Here is a 20562-nt window from a genome sequence, read left to right as displayed (position 1 = left end):
CTACGGAGGAGGCGGGATGTTCTCCACGTCCTTGAAGGTGTTGCTGGACACCTGCCAGAGCTCGATGGGGGAGGGGGCCTCGCCCGTGCTGTCGAACTGGAGGCTGCCGCTGGCGCCCTCCACGTCGATGCCCCGGCCAGCGGCGAGATCCGCTGCCGCGTCGGTGAAGTTGACGGGGGTGAACTGGTACACCTTGCCGCTGGACACCTTGGTGAGCCCCTCGGCCATCTTCGGCCCCGTCACCGAGCCCGAGGTGCCCTGGCTGTAGGCCACCGCCAGGCCGAACAGGTACATCGAGTCATAGCTGTGCGCGGTGAAGGAGTAGTCCGATGGGTCCTTGGTGTACTTCGACTGGAAGCGGGACTGGAACGAGTCGAAGGCCTGGCCACCGTTGGTGGCCGGCGCGGTGCCGTAGGCGTTCTGGAGCTGGGTGCGCACGGCCGCATCCTCCAGCAGCCCCGCGTCCTTGGCGCTATCGGTGAAGAACCACTGGTTGCCCGAGCCGAGCTTGAGGTTGATGGTGTTGGCAGCGCGCTTGATGATGAGCGAAGCGTCGTCCTCGAAGCCCACCACGATGGTGAGGTTCGGGGCCATCGCCTGATCCAGCTGTGTCACCGCCAGGGAGATGGAGGGCTCGTCCTTGCGCTTGTAGGGAATGGACTTGACTGTCTTGGCCGGGCTGGCGCCCTTGAGCTGCGCGGTGATGACGTCGAAGAGGCCCTGTCCGTACGGATCATCCAGGTACAGCAGGCCGATCTTCGTCGCCGCGTTGAAGCGCGTGTCGTTGCGCAGCAGGTTGGCGATGACCTTGCCCTGGATGACGTCCGAGGGCGCGGTGCGCCACAGCAGGCCCACGGTGCCGCCGTTCGTGTCGGCCACCGCGGCGAGCTCGGGCGAGGTGCCGCTGGAGCTCATCGTCAGCACGTTGTTCTTGATGGTCACGTCCGCCGCGGCCAGCGTTTGGCTGCTGCCGGCCGTCAGCAGCGCGACGATCTTCTTCTCGGTCACCAGCCACTGAGTCTGCTGGGCCGTGCGGGTGGCGTCGAAGGCGGTGTCGCACAGGTTCAGGGAGATCTTCTTGCCAGCCGCGCCGCGCTGATTGATTTCGTCCAGCGCGAGCAGGATGGCATTGAGCCCCTGCGTCTCCGACTCGTCCTTGCCCGCCTCGGGGTTGGTCGCCGAGATGCTCAGGGGCAGCACCGCGCCGATCTGCACGGCGTCCGCCGAGGGGTCGCCGTACTGAGTCCCACAGCCCGTGGGCAGGGGCAGGCAGAAGTTGTTGCTGCAGACCCGATCCTTGCCGCAGTCGGCGCTGGTCTCGCACTCGGACAGCCCGGCCGCGGTGGTGAAGCTGCAGCCGGCGAGCAGGACGGTGGACAGGGTCAGGATTTCAAGCGCACGCATTAGAAGCTCACCTCCACGGCGGCTCCGGCACCCCGGGGCGCGAGCGTCATCCGTACCTCGCCCTCGGCCGGGGGACCTTCCTTGGGGAAGACGACGATGGCACCAATGGCGGCGGCCAGCCCCACGCCGAAGCCGATGTCCGCGATCAGCGCCTTGCTCCGGACGGTGTCCGCCGCGGTCTGTTTGCTCTCCAGGTTGGTGGCCGTGTCGAACGTCTTGCGCGCATCCTTCGCCTGGAGGCCGAAGAAGATGCCCGCGCCCACGCTGGCGGCGGACACGCCTCCGAGGCCGAAGGCGGCCAGCCGGGAGCGCTTGTAGGCGGCCAGGGCCCGCTGCTGCTCGGCGGCGCGCTGCTGCCGCACGGCCTCCTCGGCGCGCTTGGTGGCGGCCTGCTCCTCCTCCGCCTTGCGCCGGGACGCCTCCGCCTCATCCTGCAGGCGCTTGCGCTCGACCTCAGACGCGGCGGCGGTGCGCTCCTCCTTCTCGAGCAGCACGCGGATCTCGTCGATGGCGATGGCGGACTTCTTCAGCAGCTCGGGGTCCGCCTCGTCGGCGGGCAGCCCCACGTATTGCTGGTAGTAGCTGAGCGCCTCGCGCAGCTCTCCGGCGCGCTGGTAGGCGCGGCCGATGTTGTAGAGGACCAAGGGGTTGGGCTGGGCCTCCTGGGCCTTCTTCAGCACCTCGGCGGCCTCGCGATATTTGCCGGCCTTGTACAGCCGCTCCCCCTCCTTCACGAGCGCGCTGGGGCTCTTCGCCCCTCTCTGAGCCCACGCCGGGGGGGACGCGAGCATCAGGCCCACCGTCAACAAGAAGACCAATCTCATGGCGCCCCAGCCTAGCGCCGAACCCGTCGCGTGGCGAAGAGGCACACCTCCCAGGGAGGCACCCCCGTCCCGGCCGGGGAGATCCCAGCCCCCGGAAACGGCGAGGCCGCCCAGCCAGTGAAGGCGGGACGGCCCCGGAGCCACCTCGTTTGAAGGGCGAGGAGGCTAGTGGCCCAGGCGGGAGATCAGCAGCTTGCGCTGGAGCATGAGCGCCTCGGGCGCCTTGGTGCCGAGCTGCTCGAAGAAGACCTCCTGGCTCTTGAGCTCGGCCTTCCACTCCTCGGCCTTGATGGAGGAGGCCTCCGACATGGTGTCGGGGGAGATGTCCAGGCCCTTGGTGTTGATGTCACCCTGGCGCGGCACCCAGCCCAGCAGCGTCTCCTGGGTGGGGACGCGGCCGTTGACGCGGTTCACGATCCACTCGAGCACGCGCATGTTGTCGCCGTAGCCGGGCCACAGGAACTTGCCGTTCTTGTCCTGGCGGAACCAGTTCACCTGGAAGATCTTCGGCAGGTGAGTGATGGAGTTCTGCATGTCCAGCCAGTGCTGGAGGTAGTCCCCCATGTGGTAGCCGCAGAAGGGCAGCATGGCCATGGGATCGCGGCGTACCACACCCACCTTGCCGGTGGCGGCGGCCGTCGTCTCGCTGCCCATGGTGGCGCCCAGGAACACGCCGTGCGTCCAGTTGAAGGCCTGGAGCACCAGCGGGACGGTGTTGGAGCGGCGCCCGCCGAAGATGATGGCGCTGATGGGCACGCCCTGCGGATCATTCGCCTTGGGGCTGAGCGCCGGGTTGTTGTTCATCGGCGCGGTGAAGCGGCTGTTGGGGTGGGCGGCCTTCTCGCCGTTGCCCGGCTTCCAGGGGCGGCCCTGCCAGTCGGTGAGCTCGGCGGGCACTTCGCCGTCCTTGCCCTCCCACCACACGTCCCCGTCGGGCGTGAGCGCCACGTTGGTGAAGAGGGTGTCCCGGGCCATGGAGGCCATCGCGTTGGGGTTGGTCTTGTTGTTGGTGCCGGGCACCACGCCGAAGTAGCCCGCCTCGGGGTTGATGGCGTAGAGGCGGCCATCCGGGCCGGGGCGCATCCAGGCGATGTCGTCGCCGACAGTCTCTACCTTCCAGCCCTTGTACTCGCCGGGCGGGATCATCATCGCGAAGTTCGTCTTGCCGCAGGCGGAGGGGAAGGCGGCGGCCACGTAGGTGGTCTGGCCCTCGGGGTTGGTGACGCCGAGGATGAGCATGTGCTCGGCCAGCCAGCCTTCCTCGCGGCCCAGGTAGCTGCCGATGCGCAGCGCCAGGCACTTCTTGCCCAGCAGCACGTTGCCGCCGTAGCCCGAGCCGAAGCTCCAGATGGTGTTGTCCTGGGGGAAGTGGCAGATGTAGCGGCGGTCCGGGTTCACGTCTCCGGTGCTGTGCAGGCCGCGGTTGAAGTCATCCGACTCGCCGAGCATGTCCAGGGCCGCCTTGCCCATGCGGGTCATGATCCGCATGTTGAGCGCCACGTAGATGCTGTCGGTGAGCTCCACGCCAATCTTCGCGTAGGGGCTGCCCAGCGGGCCCATGACGTAGGGGACCACGTACATGGTGCGGCCCTTCATGGAGCCGTCGAAGAGCTGGCCCAGCTTGGTGTACGCCTCCTCGGGATCCATCCAGTTGTTGGTGGGGCCGGCGTCCGTCTTGTTGGGCGTGCAGATGAAGGTGAGGTGCTCCACGCGCGCCACGTCATTGGGGTTGGAGCGGTGCAGGTAGCAGCCGGGCCGCTTCTCCTGGTTGAGGGGGATGAGGATGCCCTCCTTCACCGCCTGCTCGGTCAGGCGCTTCTTCTCCTCCTCGGAGCCATCGCACCAGACGATGCGGTCCGGTTGCGTCATCCGCGCGCAGCGGGCGACCCACTGCAGCAGGCCCTGGTTCTTCGTCGGCGCGTTGCCCGCGGCCGGAGTCTGCGTCGAAGCCATGGAAGTTTCCTCGTGTCGTCTCAAGTGAAGTCCCCCCTTAGCGGGTCCGTTGCGGGAGCGCGGGGGCGCTCGCGGCGTGGGATGGGGAAACTTCAGGAAGGTACCCCTAAAAGCAACACCCGGAGGGTCATGAAGCTGCCGGGTGAACAGGGCTCCTCTAATTTCTCTTATCAGCAGGGGAGCTTCCATTAGCCAACGATGCAGCGCGTCGAGGGACTCGCCCAGGAGCGCACCTGTCCCCACGTTGCTGGCAGAGCCATGTCCATTGCCATCGTCCTGGGCGTCGTCGTCGTCGCGCTGGTCCTCTTCTCGCTGGAGACGATTCCCATTGAGGTGAGCTCGCTCACGGTGGTGTGCCTGCTGTCGCTCACGGGAGTGCTCACACCGCAACAGGCGTTCGAGGGGTTCAGCAACGACACGGTCATCTTCATCTTCACCCTGCTGGCGATGACGCAGGGGCTCGCCTCCACGGGCGTGGTGCAGCTGATTGGGCAGCGGCTCGCCTTCTTCGCGCGGTACGGGCACCAGGTGTTCGTGCTGGCGATGATGGGGGCGGTGGCGGCGTTCTCGTCGGTCATCTCCAACACGGTGGCGACGGCGGCGTTCCTGCCGGTGGCGATTGGCGCGGCGCACCGGGCGAAGGTGCCCAAGAGCAAGGTGCTGCTGCCGCTGGCGTACGCGTCGATGCTGGGCGGGATGATCTTCCTGTACGGCACCTCCACCAACCTGGTGGCCTCGGCGGCGATGCAGAAGCTGGGGATGCGGGGCATTGGGGTGACGGAGCTGCTGCCGGTGGGGTTGCCGGTGGCGGTGCTGGGCGTGCTGGTGGTGGTGCTGCTGGGGCCGCTGCTGCTCCCGAGCCGCGAGGGCCGGGGTGGGGTGAGCGAGTGGTCGCTGCGCGACTACCTCACGGAGGCGGTGCTGCCGCCGGACTCGCGGTACGTGGGCAAGGAGTTGGCGGAGATCACCGAGGGGTTGGGGCTGCGCGTCATCGGGGTGATCCGGGAGGGGCAGGGGGTTCCGGCGGTGCCCTCGTACCGGCTGGTGGGGAACGAGCGCCTCATCATCGAGGGCAAGCGCGAGGACATCCTGCGGGTGAAGGATCTGCAGGGCATAGACATCCGCCCGGACGTGAAGCTGGCGGATGCGGAGCTGAGCTCGAGGGATGCGCTGCTGGTGGAGGCGAGCATGCCGCCGGGCAGCCCGCTGGTGGGGCGCAGCCTGAAGGAGGTGCTCTTCGTGGAGCGCTACGGGCTGGTGGCGCTGGCGCTGCATCGCAAGCCGGCGATCCAGCGGCTGACGAAGCTGCAGCTGTTGAGGCGTGTCTTCGGTGGGCATTCGCTCTCGACGGTGCCGCTGGCGGTGGGGGATGTGCTGCTGCTGCGAGGGCCGCGCTCGCGCGTGGCCGAGCTGGCGGATGGCTCGACGCTGCTGGTGCTCACGGATGTGGAGTACCAGCCGCCGCGCTACGGCAAGGCGCTGGTGGCGGTGAGCATCTTCCTGGGGGCGCTGGGAGCGGGGACATTGAACCTGGTGCCGATGTCGGTGGCGGGATTGGCGGGGATGCTGGCGATGATCGTCACCGGGTGTGTGGACGCGCGCATCGCGTTCCGGGTGGACTGGCGGGTGGTGCTGCTGATCGGCTCGATGATGGCGCTGGGGGTAGCCATGGAGTCGAGCGGCGCGGGTCAGTTCCTGGGCTCACTGGTGGCGCGGATGGGGGCGTTCGGAGGTCCGCGCGGGGTACTGGCGCTGTTGATGGTGCTGACGATCATTCTGTCGGCGCCGATGAGCAACCAGGCGGCGGCGCTGGTGGTGTTGCCGGTGGCCATCAGCGCGGCGGCGAAGCTGGGGGTGGACGCGCGGCCGTTCGCGATCGGGGTGACGCTGGCGGCGAGCTGCTCGTTCATTACGCCGCTGGAGCCGAGCTGCGTGCTGGTCTACGGCCCGGGGCACTACCGCTTCACGGACTTCTTCCGGCTGGGCACACCGCTGACGGGGGCGCTGCTGGCCTTCCTGGTGTTCGCGGTGCCGGCGGTGTGGCCCTTCCAGGCGCAGGGCCATGAGGCGCCGGTCCAGCGAGCGCCGGTGAGCCTGAACGCGCCACGCTCAGCGCATTAGCTTAGGTGAAGTCCTCCACGCGTTCTGCCAGCCAGGAGACGAAATCTGGAGCCACTGGCTCCGGGGCTTGCTCGGCGCTAGCCGTATGATCCCAGAAGACAACCACAGGCTCGCCCGCGCTTCTCGAGTCGAGGCAGTAGAGGTTGCCGCCCCCATCATTCATCAGCGGGATGAGGTGCGCGGGCAGTGCCGGATGCATCTCCGTCCGCTCGCTCTCGGTCACCGCGACGAGGTTCAAGTAGGGCGGAGCATCCGAGCCCAGTCCAAAGAGCTCGAAGGATCCGACTCCTCCCCAGCCGAAGCGCTGTAGAAAACGACGATAGCCACCGGCCAGATTCACACCAAGTCGAGCACTGGCGGCATGGAGGTCATGCTCGGTAGCACCTCGTCCAAAGTTCTTCGAGGAGGATAACTCCAGCCTCTGCGCAAGTTCGTCGAACGTCATGGCAGGTTCGGATGATTCTGCTTGTAGTTGGGACCAAGGCGGTGGTCGGTTCGCGTCTTGATCTCTAGGTTCTCGAACGAGTTGGTTCCCCCTTCAGCGAGCGGCACCTTGTGATGGAGTTCCATCGGGTAGCCATCCGGACCGATGGGGGGCTTACCCGCTCTCATTCTGGCGAGGTTCTCGGGTGAGTATGCCCCTGGGTTGACTGCCGCCTCGTTCTTCCAAAATCTCGATTTGACTGCTTCGAACTCGCGACGCAGCTTCGCGAGTTCATCTCCGGAGACGCGGGAGGCACGTGGAGGCTCGCTTCCGCTACCCGGTCCCGTGGCCGCCATGGCCACAGCAGTGGGCACCAGGGAGATGACGAGGTTGCCCTCGATAACTGCTACCGCGCTCACTTGCCCCACCGACCCCAGCCGTAAACCCACCTGCTCGGCACCCAATGCCGCAGCCTTCGAGAAAGCAGGGAGCATCGACAGCCGCGAGGCCAGGAACGCGGCGCTCCCAGTCATGCCCTGACTCACCACGACTGTTACTGCGAGGACGAAGACACGCGCGACTTGCGGTCCCACCCGGCGGGCAAAGCGCTGGCCAGCTTCCTCCAATTCCTCCATGGTAGTGGCCCTGTCGGTGGACCGCTTCAGCTCGATGCTCGCCTTGAGCACCTCCAGGAAGGACTCCACTCCCAGGTAGATCAACATCGCCGCCGACACGATCGCCGCCGCCTTGGTGAACACCGGCTCCGGGTTCGCTGCCAGGACAACCCAGGTCACCAGACCTGTGGCAATGATCGAGTAGAAGAGCTGGGGAGCCAGGGTGTCCCGCACCGCCTCGGCGATGCTCTCGCGCATCGGCTCGAATGACAGGCCCAGGGCCGCTGCCAGTTTGTCCCACGGACTCAGGCCCATCACGTCGTCGAGCAGCGACAGGCATTCGTCCCCGGGCTGGCCCGCTCTACACAGGCCGCCAAAGCTCTTGCGTAGCAGCGACTGCCAGCGTGCGTCAGCCTCGTGAGGAGAGTAGGAGGTGCGAACCAGTCCGCCGGGCTGGGCAGGGCGGATGGCCAGCGGCGCTTCCAGCACCAGCCGTTGGAGCGCCGCCTCAAACTCGGTCTTGTCCACCCCTACGGACTTGTTCCAGGTAGGTGGCGCGTACTTCAGTGTGCGTCCCTGGCCGGTCTCCAGCCGTACCACATGTGTGCTTACACAGCCTGTCCCCAGCAGCAACAGCGCTACAGCCCATCGCAGCATCAGGGTCCTCCAGAGGTGCCCCATTCCATCGCCAGGCACTGAGCCTGACAGTGCGAGGGTAGCCCAGATCGAGCCATCCGCCAGCTGACCTTCGAACGTGAAATTGAACCTGATGCTCTAATAGAAGCGAGCAGGCTCATTCCATATCCTGATGAGCGGAATGAGCACGAACTGGCTGAGGTGTCTGTTTTCGAGCCGGAGGAGGAATCAAGCGAGCCTCTCTGCAAGGAGACAGGCTGCAAGTATCCTGCTCGACCCGGTAACTTTGGTTTTTGTGGCTACCATCACCGCGTGCCCAAGGAAGACAGGTGCAAAGAGCCTGGGTGCAGTTTCCAGGCTTTGCAGGGGAACTACGGTTTCTGTGGGCGCCATAGGTAATGAACTTGGCTGGCGTTTCCAGGTGCCCAGTGCGGCTCGGTTCTGGGATGCCCCGCAGGGGGCAGCTACTCACCCTGCCGCTTGTGGTTTCCAGCTACGTTCCAGTGCCACAGCATGACCCTGAGCGCATTCGTTAGAACGAGGCTCACCACAAGAGAGGACAAAGTCGGTCTCGTTGTGCCCGGCAATCAGTGAATCGCGGCGCGCACGCCGATGGATGCGATGACTTCCGCCTCGCGGGCCAGCAGCGTCTCCAGCCGCTCGCGCACCGCCGCCTCATCTCCGCTCGCCGTCACCGCCAGCCGGAAGAACAGGGACTGGTGCCCGTCCTCCGACTGCGCCAGCTCTCCGTAGAAGCGGCGCAGCATCGGATCCTCCAGCCCCTCGGCCAGCAGCGACAGCCGCTCGCAGGAGCGCGCCTCGATGATGGCCGCCACCAGCAGCCGGTCCACCTTGCGCTCCTCGGATGGCGTGCGGATGAGCTTCTGCAGCCCCTGCGCGTACGGGTCTCCCACGTCCTTCGTCAGCGTCAGCCCCCGTGCCGCCATCAAATCCAGCACCCGCGCCAGGTGGGCGCTCTCCTCGCGCGCCAGCCGCGCCATCTGCGCCGGCAGGCCCGGCAGATCCGGGTACACCTGCAACATCGACAGCGCGTTCGCCGCCGCCTTCTTCTCGCAGTGCGCATGGTCCACGAGCACCTCGTCGAAGCGCTCCAGCGCCAGCGGCAACCAACGCGGATCCGTGGCCGAGTGGAGGATGACAGGTCCCTCTCCGGAGAGGGGACGGCGGCTGGGAGTCGGGCGGGACATGGACGCGGAGCCTATTCCAGCAGCACCAGCCGCTGTACCCGGCCCGCCAGGAAGCCCACCTTGCGCGCGATGCGCGCAAGGCTCTCGTCCTTCTCGTCCACCCGCAGCACCAGCTTCGGCAGCGAGGACAGCAGGTGCCGGGAGATCTGCCCCAGGCACAGCGTGGCGTGGCCCTTGTGGCGCTCGCTGGGCACCGTGTACAGGCCCTCCAGCTCCGCGCCGTGCTGCGAGCGGCTGCCAATATCCACCTTGAACACCAGCGCCCCGTTCTCCTCCAGCACGTAGGTGCGCCGGCCTCGCACGCGCTGCATCACTCGCGCCTCGTACCCGTCCGGATCCTCCGCCAGCGGATCCCGCTCCAGCAGCTCCCGCACCGCGCCCAGCGCCAGCGGCATCAGCCGAGGCACATCCTCCTCCTTGGCCAGCCGCAGCGTCGGGTTGGTGAAGGGCCCCAGGTCATCCGCGGACACGGCGAACAGGCGCTGCACCCGCGACAGCCGGGGCTTCGCGTTCTGGCCCAGGAGCCTCACCAGCGCGTCCACCGCCGGCTTCTCCCCCACCGAGGCCTGGAGCTTCACCTGGGAGCCCAGGCTCTCGGCGAGCTCGGAGATGAAGCCCGGATCGCTCGCCGAGGGCACCACCAGCCCGCCCTCTCCGCCCACGAAGAGGGCCGCGGTCAGGCCCTTGCTGTCGAACCGGCCGTGGAAGGCGAACCGCGCCCGGCCCGCGCGCGGGATGATGCCGAACTCCTCGAAGAGCCCGAGCAGGTAGATGTTGTGCGTCGAGTCCCTGGCCAGGAACGACCGCAGGGCATCCGTGTGCTGAGGACCGAGCTGTTCGATGGTGGAGGGCATGCGAGTCGAGTCAGGCGCACCTGAGGGGGTCGGGCGGGCATGCGAAGAACGGGCGCACCTTACGAGAAGGTGGGCTCAACGGCCAGCATCCGAACCCGGCTCGAAGCGGAAAGGGTAGGTGATGGTGACCCTGCCCCCCCCTCGGGGTGCTGGAAAGCGGACATCCAGCAGGGAGTCCAGGAAGCAGGCCAGCGCGTATGGATCCTGAATCGTCGAGTCCACCACCTCGCCGTCCCGGAAGTGGCCCGTCAGCCCCTGGCCCTCGAGGGTGAACTTGAGCGTCACCGACTGAGGGCCGCTGTGGCGCTCGGCGATGTCCTCGAAGCACTGGCGGATCAACGGCACCACGGTCTGGATGGCTCGGCGCACGTCCTCCTTGTCCACCGTGCCCGTCTCGGCTTCTCTTCGAGGCTCGGCCTCCGGGATGGTGATGGGCGGAGGCGGCGGCGAGCGGGAGGGGAGCGTCGAGCCTTCGCCGAAGATTCGCGCCGAGGGTGGCGGGGCGGCAGGGGCCTTGCTCGGAGGGGGGCTCCGTGGGCTCGGAAGGGGGGGCTGGACGGGGAGCTGTGGACTCGGCGCGGACGGGAGCACGGAGGGGGGCGGGAGCCGTTCGGCGCGTTCGGTAGGCTCGGCGGGCCTGGGCTCGGAGGAAGAGGTCGGGCGCGTGAGCCAGAGCGCCAGCGCGCAGAGGCTCACGAAGGGAATGAGCACCCAGAAGAGGATGGAACGGCCCGACATGGCGCCACTATGCCACCGGGCCGGTTACCGCTATGGACCCAAAACCCAGTATAGCTTCCGGTCCGAGGACGTCCCGCGGTGCGCCCTGGCCGAGCGGTCCGCCGCCTGGCTCAGCGCCATCTCCTGAAGTGCGGCCTACTCCGAGAGCGCTGTCCCCAGCGCCGCGTTGCGCCCGGCGACGAAGCCGAAGGTGAGCGCCGGTCCAATCGTTCCACCGGCGCCGAAGTAGGCCTGGCCCGTGGGAGACGCGATGCAGTTGCCCGCGCCGAACAGCCCGGGAATGGCCGAGCCATCCGGACGGAGCACCCTCGCATCCGTGCCAATCACCGGCCCACCGCACGTGTCCAGCGTCGCGGGTCCGAGGATCGCGCAGTAGTACGGCCCATCCAGCGTCATCGGGTACATCGTCCGGTTGCTGGTGGTGCTGCGCGACGGCCCCTGCCAGGCCTGCTCGACGGGGGTCTCGCCGCGGTGGAAGTCGAGATCCACGCCCGTCTCGGCGAACGTGTTGAAGCGCTGGATGGTGGCGCGCAGCGAGGAGACGAAGTCCGGAGACAGCTGCACGAACGGGACGATGGAGCTGCTCAGGAAGCGCACGCCGCGCATCTGATCCAGGTGCTCGCTGATGCGCTGGGCGAGCTGCTCGAGCGTCGCGGCCTGGAACACGAGCGGGGACTGCTGCCCCGGGAACGGGACCACGCCACGCCACGGCCACGGGGTGGGCTCGTTGGCGGTCCACTGATCCCAAATCATGAACTGCACCAGGTTCGGGTACTCCGTGTGCCGCAAGTGGAAGTGGCTCTGGGTGCGCACGTGGTACTGCTCCTTCTCGTTCACCACGCGCTGGCCGTACTTGTTCACCAGGAGGGTGCTGTCCCCGTACGGGAAGAAGACATGCGCATCGGGCCGGACCACGTAGCCCTCGTGCGCCGCCGCGTCCTCGAGGGCCGCCTGGTAGAAGAAGCCGTTGGAGAGGTTGCCCAGCTCGGCGCCCGCGTGGCCTCCGATGTCCACGAAGGCGCCCTGGGCCGTGGTGACGCTGCAGCTGCCGAAGATGGGGCCCCGCAGGTGTGACCGCAGCTTGTCCCGATCGTGCGAGAAGCCTCCCGAGCCGAAGATCACCCCCCGCTTCGCGCGGATGAACTTCGTGCGGCCGTTGTTCTCCACCTGCACGCCGATGACCTCGCCCTGCCCGTTCTGCACCACGTCCGTCACCCGGTGCGACAGGAAGATGGGCACGTCCTGGCCGCGCAGGTGCGCGAGCATCCCCTCCGAGAGATAGAGGCCGGGGAACTCGAAGGAGCCCGGAGGCGACTTCGCCGTGAGCACGCGGCCGTAGGGCGCATGGTTCTCGGGCAGCTCCGCGAAGTAGTCCGGATCCGTGACCGGGTTGGACGAGTAGCCGTAGTTGGGCAGGATGATCGGATCCAGCGCGCCGAGCTGGATCATCCGATCGATGGCGGGCGACGCGTTGTCGTAGAACGCGGCGAGCAGCTCGTACTGGAGCAGAGGCAGCCCGAGCCGAGGCTGAGCCGGATCATAGAGCGTGGGGTAGGCCAGCCGCGCCATCAGCTTGATGGCGTCCTCGCGTGGGTCGGTGAAGCCCTTGGCGCGCATGAGGGAGTTGTTGGGGATCCAGTACGCGCCACCGGAGCGCCGGGTAGTGCCTCCAGCCGCATCCGCCGCCTCGAGCATGATGACCGAGGCCCCCTTGTCCACTGCCGCAGTCGCCGCGGCACACGCGGCGGCCCCGGTTCCGACGACAACGACATCCGCCCGATGGTCCCACTGCGGCATGTGCCTGCCCCCTCTGTTGCAGGATATGTTGAAGGAGAGGATACATGGCTTTCGGGGTGGGGGGCCACCTGGGGAGGCCGAACTCCGCGTCACGGCGCCGCCGTTGTCGCGCGAGATCACGGTGTACGTCTGTCTTGAACAGGAGCCACGGAGATGACCCAGGAAGCAGCAGCGAAGGGCTCGTCAGGCGATGGAACCCAGGCCTTGGCCGGTGGGGCGGAGACGACCTCCGAGGAGCTGATCCAGTTCATCACCCGGTTGGCGACGAACGAGCCCCACGTGAGGTGCCGCGTCGGAGCGGGCTCGCTGGGGCCGGTGGCTCAGGCGCTCAATGAGCTGGCGGGGTTGCTCGAGACGCGCCGGTTGTCCTCGGTGGAGAAGTTCGGCATCGAGGCCCTCGTCGAGCAGTCGCAGAACATCATGATGACCGCGGACACCTCGGAGCGGATCCGCTTCATCAACTTCACCCTCCCCGGTCTGACGTACGAGCAGGTGCTCGGCCGGAGCGTCTACGAATTCCTGCTGCCCGAGGATCAGGAGCGGTGCCGGGCCGTCATCCACAAAGTGCTCGAGACGGGGGTGCCGGACTCGTATGACATCCGCTCCTACGCCGACACCGGGGCCCAGTGGTACGTGGTGCGCGTGGGGCCCATCCGGGACGCGGGACGCATCGTGGGCTTCACGATGATCACCACCGACGTCACCAGCCTGAAGCGCACCCAGCTCCAGCTGGAACAGTCCAACCGCGAGCTGGAGCAGTCCAACCGCGAGCTGGAGAGCTTCGCGTCCGTCGCCTCGCATGATCTCCAGGAGCCGCTGCGGAAGATCCAAGCCTTTGGCGAGCGGCTGAAGGCCTCGGACTCCGGCGCGCTGAGCCCGGAAGGGCGGGACTACCTGGAGCGGATGCAGAGCGCCGCGACCCGCATGCGCCGGTTGATCGATGACCTGCTCGCCTTCGCGCGGGTCACCTCGAAGGCCCAGCCCTTCACCCCGGTGAATCTGGCCTCCGTGGCGCGCGAGGTGCTGAGCGATCTCGAGGTCGCCATCGAGCAATCGAAGGCCACCGTCACCGTGGGCGAGCTCCCCGTGCTGGATGCGGACCCGACACAGATGCGGCAGATCCTGCAGAACCTGCTGAGCAACGCCCTCAAGTTCCGCCAGGATGATGCCCCGCCGCGCATCTCCATCGAGGCCAAGGTGGACAAGGAGAGCGGCCGCTGTGAGCTGCGCGTCCAGGACAACGGCATCGGCTTCGAGGAGAAGCACGCCGACAAGATCTTCAACCTGTTCCAGCGCCTGCACGGACGCGGCAAGTACGAGGGCACGGGGCTGGGGCTGGCCATCTGCCGGAAGATCGCCGAGCGCCACGGCGGCAGCATCGTCGCTCGGAGCACGCCCGGCAGCGGCTCGACCTTCGTCCTCACCCTGCCGCTGGCGCGGTCGAAGGCCGCCCCGCCCTCCAGCCCTTGAGCCTACGGATACACCTCGCGGCGCGCGCCCACGACCGAGGTGACCGCGCCCCCCGCGTAGAAGCGCTGGCTCTTGCTGACCCCCAGCGTGGCGCCGAGGATCGACGACACCAGGCCGAGCAGGAGCGCGAAGAACACGCCCCAGAAGACGTGGCCCGTGGTGTCCGCGGCCTTGAGCGCGCCCTGCTGCACCTGCTGCGCGACCTGGCCCACCTGTGCCTGCGCCTGGCTCCACTGTGCCTCGATGCGGTCGGCGATATCCTCCGCGTCCCGGCGCGACAGCGAGGTGTTCTGGGCGATGGAGCTCACCAGGAGGTTGCGATCCAGCCGGCCCTGCTGGATGCCGGTGTTGATCACATCCTTCGTCGTCGCCTGGAGTTGATCCGCGGTGATGGTGGGCTTGCCCTCTTGCCGCAGCCGCTTGTTCACTGGCGCGAGCGCGTCATTCGCGTCGAGCCCGAACGATTTGGCGGCATTGCCCACGTTGCCTGTCTGCGAGGCGACGCCGGAGATGGCGCTTCCGGCGGCTCCCACCGCGGTCTTCCCCACGTTGAACACCGCGCCCATCAGCGACGAGATCACCATGCCCATCACCACCACGCCGACCAGCGTGGTGAGCCCCCAGAGCACCGCGCCATGGAGCGCGCCGCCCATCTTGTCCACCACGCCCGCCGTCCTCGAGGCCACCAGACCGCCGGCGAAGAGCGCGATGAGCGGAACGATGAGCGACCAGATCCCCGTGCCGATGCCCGCCGACTTCGCGCTGCCGGGGTTGCTCGGATCCACCGAGGACAGTCCCAGCGCCAGCCCGAGCGCGTACAGCAGAATCCACACGCCTAGCGCGACGAAGGTCCCTCCGAAGATGGCGCCCCAGCTCAGCTTGAAGGGGACACTCGGTATCGCCTCGACGCGTGACCTTTCCACGATCTCAGCCATGTCTGCCTCTCCTGCATAGGGAGCGCTCGATCAATCAACGAGACGCCCATATCCGACGAGAAGATGGGCATGTGCCCATGGCGTGGGGACTTCCTCAGGCAGGACTGCCCCCTCTCGGGCGGACGAGAGAGCGCCTAGCCGAGGCCGAGTGCCGCCACGAGAGTCTGCTCACGCGCCACTACCGGGGCACGGGGCAGGGCCTCGGTCCGGAAGGTCCTGACCAACTCTTGCAGGGACACCGGGCTGCCATCCCCGAGTCCGCTCCACGCGGCGAGCACACCGAGGACTCGCTCGGCGGGCAGGCCGCGCTCTCTCAGCTCTGCCAGGGCGAAGGCGCCCTCGCGCTTGGCGAGCCGCTTGCCATCCTCGCCCAGCACCAGGGGCACGTGGAAGAACTCGGGCGCGGAGAGCCGGAGCGCCGTGTAGAGCTGGAGTTGTCGAGGCGTGGAGCTGAGCAGGTCGTCTCCGCGCAGCACGTGGGTGATGCTCGTGGCGGCGTCATCCACCACCACCGCGAGCTGGTAGCTGGCCACGCCGTCGTTGCGGCGCACCACGAAGTCTCCGACCACTGCCTCGACGTCCTGAGCGTAGGGGCCTTGCAGCCCATCCATGAAGCGCACCTCGCCGGGCGGGACTCGGAAGCGGTACGCGGGAGCGCGCGTGCGGGCGCGCTCGGAGATCTCCGCCGAGGAGAGCTGGGCGCAGGTGCCTGGGTAGCGGGGCCCCTCGTCGCTCAGGCCATGGGGGGCGCTCGCGGCGCGGGCGATCTCCGCTCGCGTGCAGAAGCACGGGTAGACGAGCCCCTCCCGCTCCAGCTTCGCCTGCGCGTCCCGGTACACGTCGTCCCGAGCGCTCTGGAAGAGGGGCTGCTCATCCCAGGTGAGCCCCAGCCACTCCAGATCGCGCAGCAGCTCATCGACGTACTGCGGACGGCAGCGGGCTCGGTCGAGATCTTCCACGCGTAGGAGGAACTGGCCTCCGGCGGCGCGGGCCTGGAGCCAGCCGAGCAGGGCGCTTCGGGCATTGCCGAGGTGGATGCGCCCGGTGGGGCTGGGCGCGAAGCGACCACGAAAGCTCATGGGCGGACGAGGGGTTTCCTGGGAGCGAGGGGAGGACGATCGGGAGTGGGCGCCACGGGCTTCGGAGCGCTCACGGGCTTCTCCTCGACCGGATACTTCGCCTGGGTGAGGCGGGGCGCGGCACCCGCTGCCGGAGAAGGAACGACGGGCAGGGAGACAGCGTCCCCGGCCTGGGGACCGCGAGTGGCAAGCGTGGTGGCCAGCTCTCGCATCGGAGGCCCGGCGTCGAGGAGATCCGTGTCCAGCGTGAGACGGGAGATCCGGCGCAGGGTCTTGGTGCTGGGAGCCAGGACGAAGGTATCCACGGCAAGCCCCGTGTCTGTCCGCGACACCGTGCCGAAGAGGACGAGCTCCGCTCGCAGCGTCTGGCCGAGCGTCGCCGCCGCCTCCACCGCCGCCGCATCCAAACGGTTGGCCGCGAGCGCCGCGGCGAGGGTGGCCTCCGGGCCTTCACCCGGGGGACGGATCTTCACCTCCACCTCCTTGCCGCTCACCGCCTCGACGAGCCCACCCGTGGTCTCGCCCGAGGGCAGGACCGCACGCCAGAGATGTCCTCCGGGAGGAATCTCCGCCACGCGCACCGGCGTGTCCTCCACGGGCTGTCCATCGATCGTGAGCGGGATTCCCGGAGGCACGGAGACGAAGCGCACGCTGCCACGAGGTTGCCCCTGGAGGGCCGCATGCACGCGATCCACCGTGCGAGCAAAGAGGGGAGAGGTAGCGGTTAGCGGGAGCGTTCGTCCCGGAGAGAGCGCCAGGGCGAAGGCGAGCGCCCGCGCGGCATCCTCGTCACGGCCCTGCGAGTAGCGCACCGCGGCACGCAGGGCATAGGTGTCCGCCAGCTCGTCTCCGCCCGGGAGGGCCGCGGCCACTGCCGCGTAGGCGTCGAGCGCCTGGCCAAGCGAGGTGTCCGCGCCAGCGAAGTCATGCTTCTGCCTTTGAGCCTCCGCCTGCTTCACCGCCGCCCGAGCCTGCGCGAGCGCATCCGGAGGCGGCTCTGTCTCGGAGGGTTCAGCCAGCTCGAGACCTGGGACTCCACGCACCTCGGTGGTGAGCCGCTGCGTCACCCGAGGACCCGCTCGGCCGGGCACATCCCCTGAAATCGCCTGGAAGGGGAGCACGGCCACACGTCGAGGGGCCTGCGCACTGCTCGAAGCGCACAGCAACAGGCTGAAGAGGAGCGCGGTTCGCATCATGGGGCGGAGCACTCGTAACCCGCCCGCGCGGGCCAGTCGAGCGTGAGACAGCGCTCTTTCACGCGGAATGCCCATCGAACCTGCTTCCCACGGCGGCTGGCTCGGCGAGAATGTTCCCCCCGTCGCGAGCCGTTCCTGTCCAGGTCTCCTCCATGCGCTTCGTCCATTGCTCCGACGTCCACATCACCGCTGACTATCTCGCGCAGCCGTTCTTCCGGCTCGGCTGGCGCCGGTGGGTGGCGCTCGCGGAGCTGGCGGTGGGAGGCCGGGCTCGCGCCTACCGTCGAGCCCCCGAGACGCTCGCCGCCATCGCTCGCGAGGCCCGGGCGCAGAAGGCGGATCACCTCATCCTCTCGGGAGATCTCACCGCTTATGCGCTCGACAGCGAGTTCGAGGGAGCTCGCGCCGCGCTCAGTGGGTGGGTGGAGGACCGGACTCGCTGCACCGTCATCCCGGGCAACCACGACGTCTACACCCCGGGCAGTGAGCGCAGCCGGCGCTTCGAGCGCTACTTCGGCCACCTGCTGGAGAGCGATCTTCCCGAGCACTGCCGCGAAGGTGCGTTCCCCTTCGTCCGGCTGGTGGGCGAGGAGGCCGCCGTCATCGGGCTCAAGTCCGCTCGCGTGCCTCCCGTCCCCGGCATCTCGAATGGGCTCATTGGCCCGGCGCAGCTCGAAGGGCTCCATGCGCTCGTCAAAGACCCGAGGCTGGCGGGCCGGGCGCTGCTCGTGGTCGTCCACCATGCGCCCCTGACGCCTCGCGGACGCGCGGACAAATGGACCCACGGGCTCCGGGACGCGGAGGCGCTGTGCCGGCTGCTCCCGGGCCCACGCCACGCTGTGCTGCACGGCCACATTCACCACCGCTACCACCACCTGGCCACCGCCGAGCGACCGCATATCTTCGGCGCCGGCTCCTCCACCATGGCCGGGCGCGAGGGCTACTGGGTCATCGACGTCTCCCAGGGGCAGGTGGTCGGCGGAGAGAAGCACGTCCCCCAGGTGTCTGGGTGAGGTTGTGACACCGGAGCCCAGGGGCTGTAGAACCTCAGTCCATGAAAGCGTCGTATGCGCTGCCCGCGGAGCCCTCGCTGGAGGAACTCCGATCGCTTCGCCACCTCCACCGCACGGTGGATGAGCTGCTCGAGGAGAGCCTCAAGCTGCGCGAGAGCCTCGACCAGACGTTCGAGCGATGCCTGCCGCGCATCGTCGAGCTGACGGGAGCGCGCGCCATCGCCCTCACCACGCGCAACGAGGAGCTCGCCGAGCAGACCTGGATGGAAGGTCCTTGGGGCGAGCGTCACCCCAGCCTGCTGATCCAGGAGCCCAACGGAGTGCGGCGCCTGGAGGATGGGACGCTCGTCTCCCAGGCGCTGGATGTGGTGGGCACGCGCGTGGGCGCTATCGGCCTGCTCTTCGCCGGGGACCACACCGACGCCGTGGAGTCCGCGCGGCTCGCCCGCATGCTGGAGACGGTGGCCGAGCTGCTCGACACCGTGCTGTGCCTGGTCCATACCGCCTCGGAGAAGCACCAGCTCGTCCTCCAGTGCAACCAGCACCTGTCCAACCCCGTCTTCGAGGTGGGAATGGATCAGGCCGTGCTGGCCCTGGCGCAGCGGGTGCGGCTGCCGGGCTTCGCGCTGCTCTACCGGGACGCGGTGCGCCCCCAGGTGCTGCACTACCGCACCTGGCGCCACGGCCACCTGGAGTACGAGAGCACCGAGCGGCCCGGCCCTCACCTGGAGCGCCTCATCCAGAAGCACGGCTCGGAGCTGCTCCACCGCGTGGATGGTTCGCTGCGTCAGCTCTTCGGTCAGGCCCGGGGGCGCACCTCGGAGGTGGTGCTCATCTCCGGGGCCTCCGGCAACGAGCACCTGGGCAAGCTCGTCCTCTGGAGCGACGAGGGCTTCTCCTCGTACACGATGGAGATCGTCCGGCTGTTGGCCTCGGGCCTCAGCCAGCGCTTGCTGGACTACAACCGCGAGCGCATCCACCTCTCGCAGTTCTTCCGCAGCAGCACCATCGACGAGCTGCTGAGGGATCCGGCCTATGCCCAGTACCTCCGGCCGCAGGATCAGGAGGTGGGCATCCTCTTCGCGGACATCAACGGCTTCACCCGTATCTGCGAGCAGGGCTTCGACAGCCCCAAGAGCATCGGCCGCTTCGTGGATGAGTGGAGCGCGCGCGTGGTGGACTCCATCTGGGAGTGCGGTGGCGTCTTCGACAAGATGGTGGGCGACTGCGTCATCGGCCTGTTCGGCCCACCCTTCTTCGAGACCAGCCGTGTCCAGCGCGCCGAGGCCGTCATGCGCGCCGCGCTGGAGATCCAGAAGTACACCGCCTCGCTCAGCGCTCGGGAAGAGGTGATGGAGCTCTGCAAGCGAGTGGCATTGCCCGGGCTGGGCGTGGCCATCGGCGTGAACCTGGCCCACACCAACTGCGGCCTGTTCGGACCTAACCGGCAGTACACCGCCTTCTCCACGGGGATGAACCAGACGGCGCGGCTGCAGGCGCTCGGCGGCTTCCGGGAGACGCTGCTGATGGAGAGCGCGCGCGAGGCGCTGAGCCTGTCCCAGGAGCCCTGGGTGCAGGCGCTGAACTTCGGTCCGTTGACGGAGACGCCCGTGAAGAACGTGGGCCAGCCCCTGCGCTACTTCAAGCTGACGTGAGCGCGGGGCTTCAGGCCAGCAGGCGCGCGCCGGCGTAGCGCCGCACGAAGTGGATCCACCGGCGCTCGTCCACCTCCACCTGCCACTCGGTGTTGGGCGTCAGCGGCATGCGCGTGCGCAGGAACGTCTCGAGGTGATCGGCGGCCTTCACCGGCGTGAGCCCGGGGGCCCGGAAGGCGACGCGCAGGGAGACCTCGAGCGTGGGCGTCACTTCGACGCAGGCGCAGATGCGCAGCGGCCCCACGCGCCGCTGGTAGAGCGCGTTCTGGGCGGGGCGCGCGGAGGGATCCGCCGCCTGCTGCTCCGTGGAGAGCCAGTTGGACGGCGTGAGAATGAAGTCGAGCAGGTCCTTGCTCGCTTCCTCCACAGTCGCGTGCTCATGAATGGCAAGCTGCATCGCCCCACCTCCCTCGGTGTTGCCACTTCGAAGAATGTGCCCACGTGCCAAGTGCATGCAAGGGGCCTCGTCGCGCTTTGTGTGGAGTGTCCACCATCGACCTCGTTGCGCGTGGCGTCGTATGCAGGCCCGCATCCACTGACACTGAACACCGCGGCGCGCCCGAGCCGGTGAAGCGCTGGGGGACGCGAGGCGACCGCTCGCGGGGGCGGCGCGACCGCTCGGGTGGGATGGCGCTCCGGGC

17 protein-coding genes are annotated in these 20562 nt (G+C 68.1%); 4 read left to right on the top strand and 13 right to left on the bottom strand.

The genetic code is table 11. From position 1 onward, the window contains the following. The 3 genes from ACJ8AT_RS25125 to ACJ8AT_RS25115 all read right to left on the bottom strand — a co-directional run bounded on the left by ACJ8AT_RS25125 (position 1) and on the right by ACJ8AT_RS25115 (position 4181). Positions 1 to 1404 (bottom strand): ABC transporter substrate-binding protein, encoded by a 1404-nt coding sequence (locus ACJ8AT_RS25125; protein WP_407740383.1) that lies wholly within the window; start codon positions 1402 to 1404, stop codon positions 1 to 3. After that, the gene (locus tag ACJ8AT_RS25120) at positions 1404 to 2228 is read right to left on the bottom strand and encodes a tetratricopeptide repeat protein (protein WP_407740382.1); all 825 of its coding nucleotides are present in this window, start codon (positions 2226 to 2228) and stop codon (positions 1404 to 1406) included. Before ACJ8AT_RS25120 ends, ACJ8AT_RS25125 begins: the two co-directional genes overlap by 1 nt. A 165-nt stretch (positions 2229 to 2393) precedes the next feature. Then, complete coding sequence (locus tag ACJ8AT_RS25115) at positions 2394 to 4181, bottom strand: phosphoenolpyruvate carboxykinase (GTP) (RefSeq protein WP_407740381.1); 1788 nt, start codon at positions 4179 to 4181, stop codon at positions 2394 to 2396. A 258-nt stretch (positions 4182 to 4439) separates the two neighbouring features. Here ACJ8AT_RS25115 and ACJ8AT_RS25110 point away from each other — a divergent pair, with 258 nt between their 5' ends. Continuing rightward, positions 4440 to 6302 (top strand): SLC13 family permease, encoded by a 1863-nt coding sequence (locus tag ACJ8AT_RS25110; RefSeq protein ID WP_407740380.1) that lies wholly within the window; start codon positions 4440 to 4442, stop codon positions 6300 to 6302. Between the two features lies 1 nt (position 6303). On the opposite strand, the gene ACJ8AT_RS25105 is transcribed toward ACJ8AT_RS25110, so the two are convergent. The 6 genes from ACJ8AT_RS25105 to ACJ8AT_RS25080 form a co-directional block, all read right to left on the bottom strand. After that, on the bottom strand, positions 6304 to 6747 hold the full coding sequence (locus ACJ8AT_RS25105; RefSeq protein WP_407740379.1) for an SMI1/KNR4 family protein: 444 nt from the start codon (positions 6745 to 6747) through the stop codon (positions 6304 to 6306). Further along, entirely contained in the window at positions 6744 to 7868 is a 1125-nt protein-coding gene (locus ACJ8AT_RS25100) for an HNH endonuclease signature motif containing protein (protein ID WP_407740378.1), read from the bottom strand. The genes ACJ8AT_RS25105 and ACJ8AT_RS25100 overlap by 4 nt, the downstream gene beginning before the upstream one ends. Positions 7869 to 8563: 695 nt before the next feature. After that, positions 8564 to 9184, bottom strand: a complete 621-nt coding sequence (locus ACJ8AT_RS25095; RefSeq protein ID WP_407740377.1) for a tRNA-(ms[2]io[6]A)-hydroxylase — start codon at positions 9182 to 9184, stop codon at positions 8564 to 8566. Between the two features lie 11 nt (positions 9185 to 9195). Next, the gene (locus ACJ8AT_RS25090) at positions 9196 to 10038 is read right to left on the bottom strand and encodes a DUF4081 domain-containing protein (RefSeq protein ID WP_407740376.1); all 843 of its coding nucleotides are present in this window, start codon (positions 10036 to 10038) and stop codon (positions 9196 to 9198) included. Between the two features lie 75 nt (positions 10039 to 10113). After that, positions 10114 to 10776 (bottom strand): AgmX/PglI C-terminal domain-containing protein, encoded by a 663-nt coding sequence (locus tag ACJ8AT_RS25085; protein WP_407740375.1) that lies wholly within the window; start codon positions 10774 to 10776, stop codon positions 10114 to 10116. Positions 10777 to 10911: 135 nt separating this feature from the next. Then, entirely contained in the window at positions 10912 to 12573 is a 1662-nt protein-coding gene (locus ACJ8AT_RS25080; protein ID WP_407740374.1) for an FAD-dependent oxidoreductase, read from the bottom strand. 153 nt (positions 12574 to 12726) lie between these two features. Here ACJ8AT_RS25080 and ACJ8AT_RS25075 point away from each other — a divergent pair, with 153 nt between their 5' ends. After that, on the top strand, positions 12727 to 14043 hold the full coding sequence (locus tag ACJ8AT_RS25075; protein ID WP_407740373.1) for a sensor histidine kinase: 1317 nt from the start codon (positions 12727 to 12729) through the stop codon (positions 14041 to 14043). Between the two features lie 2 nt (positions 14044 to 14045). Here the strand turns inward: ACJ8AT_RS25075 and ACJ8AT_RS25070 are convergent, their stop codons facing one another. The 3 genes from ACJ8AT_RS25070 to ACJ8AT_RS25060 form a co-directional block, all read right to left on the bottom strand. Then, positions 14046 to 14978 carry a hypothetical protein gene (locus ACJ8AT_RS25070; RefSeq protein WP_407740372.1) on the bottom strand — a complete coding sequence of 311 codons (933 nt, stop codon included), beginning with the start codon at positions 14976 to 14978 and terminating at the stop codon, positions 14046 to 14048. Positions 14979 to 15112: 134 nt separating this feature from the next. Beyond that, a complete protein-coding gene (gene gluQRS / locus ACJ8AT_RS25065; protein ID WP_407740371.1) occupies positions 15113 to 16057 on the bottom strand; it encodes a tRNA glutamyl-Q(34) synthetase GluQRS in 945 nt (314 codons plus the stop codon). Further along, positions 16054 to 17253 carry a hypothetical protein gene (locus ACJ8AT_RS25060; RefSeq protein WP_407740370.1) on the bottom strand — a complete coding sequence of 400 codons (1200 nt, stop codon included), beginning with the start codon at positions 17251 to 17253 and terminating at the stop codon, positions 16054 to 16056. The genes gluQRS and ACJ8AT_RS25060 overlap by 4 nt, the downstream gene beginning before the upstream one ends. 152 nt (positions 17254 to 17405) lie before the next feature. Between ACJ8AT_RS25060 and ACJ8AT_RS25055 the strand changes: the two genes are divergently transcribed. Next, positions 17406 to 18266, top strand: a complete 861-nt coding sequence (locus tag ACJ8AT_RS25055) for a metallophosphoesterase family protein (RefSeq protein WP_407740369.1) — start codon at positions 17406 to 17408, stop codon at positions 18264 to 18266. A gap of 41 nt (positions 18267 to 18307) precedes the next feature. Beyond that, a complete protein-coding gene (locus ACJ8AT_RS25050) occupies positions 18308 to 19921 on the top strand; it encodes an adenylate/guanylate cyclase domain-containing protein (RefSeq protein ID WP_407740368.1) in 1614 nt (537 codons plus the stop codon). 10 nt (positions 19922 to 19931) lie between these two features. Here ACJ8AT_RS25050 and ACJ8AT_RS25045 read toward each other — a convergent pair whose 3' ends face one another. Next, on the bottom strand, positions 19932 to 20318 hold the full coding sequence (locus tag ACJ8AT_RS25045; RefSeq protein WP_407740367.1) for a hypothetical protein: 387 nt from the start codon (positions 20316 to 20318) through the stop codon (positions 19932 to 19934). Positions 20319 to 20562 lie beyond the last annotated feature (244 nt).

This window comes from Hyalangium sp., from assembly GCF_045802625.1.
Lineage (GTDB): Bacteria > Myxococcota > Myxococcia > Myxococcales > Myxococcaceae > Hyalangium.
This window is presented reverse-complemented; position numbering and strand designations above follow the sequence as displayed.

What these genes read in the sequence shown, in the direction of transcription:
- ACJ8AT_RS25075 (WP_407740373.1), top strand. Translation starts at nt 12,727, where the DNA reads ATGACCCAGGAAGCAGCAGCGAAGGGCTCGTCAGGCGATGGAACCCAG.
- ACJ8AT_RS25115 (WP_407740381.1), bottom strand. Translation starts at nt 4,181, where the DNA reads ATGGCTTCGACGCAGACTCCGGCCGCGGGCAACGCGCCGACGAAGAAC.
- ACJ8AT_RS25110 (WP_407740380.1), top strand. Translation starts at nt 4,440, where the DNA reads ATGTCCATTGCCATCGTCCTGGGCGTCGTCGTCGTCGCGCTGGTCCTC.
- ACJ8AT_RS25060 (WP_407740370.1), bottom strand. Translation starts at nt 17,253, where the DNA reads ATGATGCGAACCGCGCTCCTCTTCAGCCTGTTGCTGTGCGCTTCGAGC.
- ACJ8AT_RS25105 (WP_407740379.1), bottom strand. Translation starts at nt 6,747, where the DNA reads ATGACGTTCGACGAACTTGCGCAGAGGCTGGAGTTATCCTCCTCGAAG.
- ACJ8AT_RS25050 (WP_407740368.1), top strand. Translation starts at nt 18,308, where the DNA reads ATGAAAGCGTCGTATGCGCTGCCCGCGGAGCCCTCGCTGGAGGAACTC.
- ACJ8AT_RS25045 (WP_407740367.1), bottom strand. Translation starts at nt 20,318, where the DNA reads ATGCAGCTTGCCATTCATGAGCACGCGACTGTGGAGGAAGCGAGCAAG.
- ACJ8AT_RS25070 (WP_407740372.1), bottom strand. Translation starts at nt 14,978, where the DNA reads ATGGCTGAGATCGTGGAAAGGTCACGCGTCGAGGCGATACCGAGTGTC.
- gluQRS (WP_407740371.1), bottom strand. Translation starts at nt 16,057, where the DNA reads ATGAGCTTTCGTGGTCGCTTCGCGCCCAGCCCCACCGGGCGCATCCAC.
- ACJ8AT_RS25080 (WP_407740374.1), bottom strand. Translation starts at nt 12,573, where the DNA reads ATGCCGCAGTGGGACCATCGGGCGGATGTCGTTGTCGTCGGAACCGGG.
- ACJ8AT_RS25085 (WP_407740375.1), bottom strand. Translation starts at nt 10,776, where the DNA reads ATGTCGGGCCGTTCCATCCTCTTCTGGGTGCTCATTCCCTTCGTGAGC.
- ACJ8AT_RS25120 (WP_407740382.1), bottom strand. Translation starts at nt 2,228, where the DNA reads ATGAGATTGGTCTTCTTGTTGACGGTGGGCCTGATGCTCGCGTCCCCC.
- ACJ8AT_RS25090 (WP_407740376.1), bottom strand. Translation starts at nt 10,038, where the DNA reads ATGCCCTCCACCATCGAACAGCTCGGTCCTCAGCACACGGATGCCCTG.
- ACJ8AT_RS25055 (WP_407740369.1), top strand. Translation starts at nt 17,406, where the DNA reads ATGCGCTTCGTCCATTGCTCCGACGTCCACATCACCGCTGACTATCTC.
- ACJ8AT_RS25125 (WP_407740383.1), bottom strand. Translation starts at nt 1,404, where the DNA reads ATGCGTGCGCTTGAAATCCTGACCCTGTCCACCGTCCTGCTCGCCGGC.
- ACJ8AT_RS25095 (WP_407740377.1), bottom strand. Translation starts at nt 9,184, where the DNA reads ATGTCCCGCCCGACTCCCAGCCGCCGTCCCCTCTCCGGAGAGGGACCT.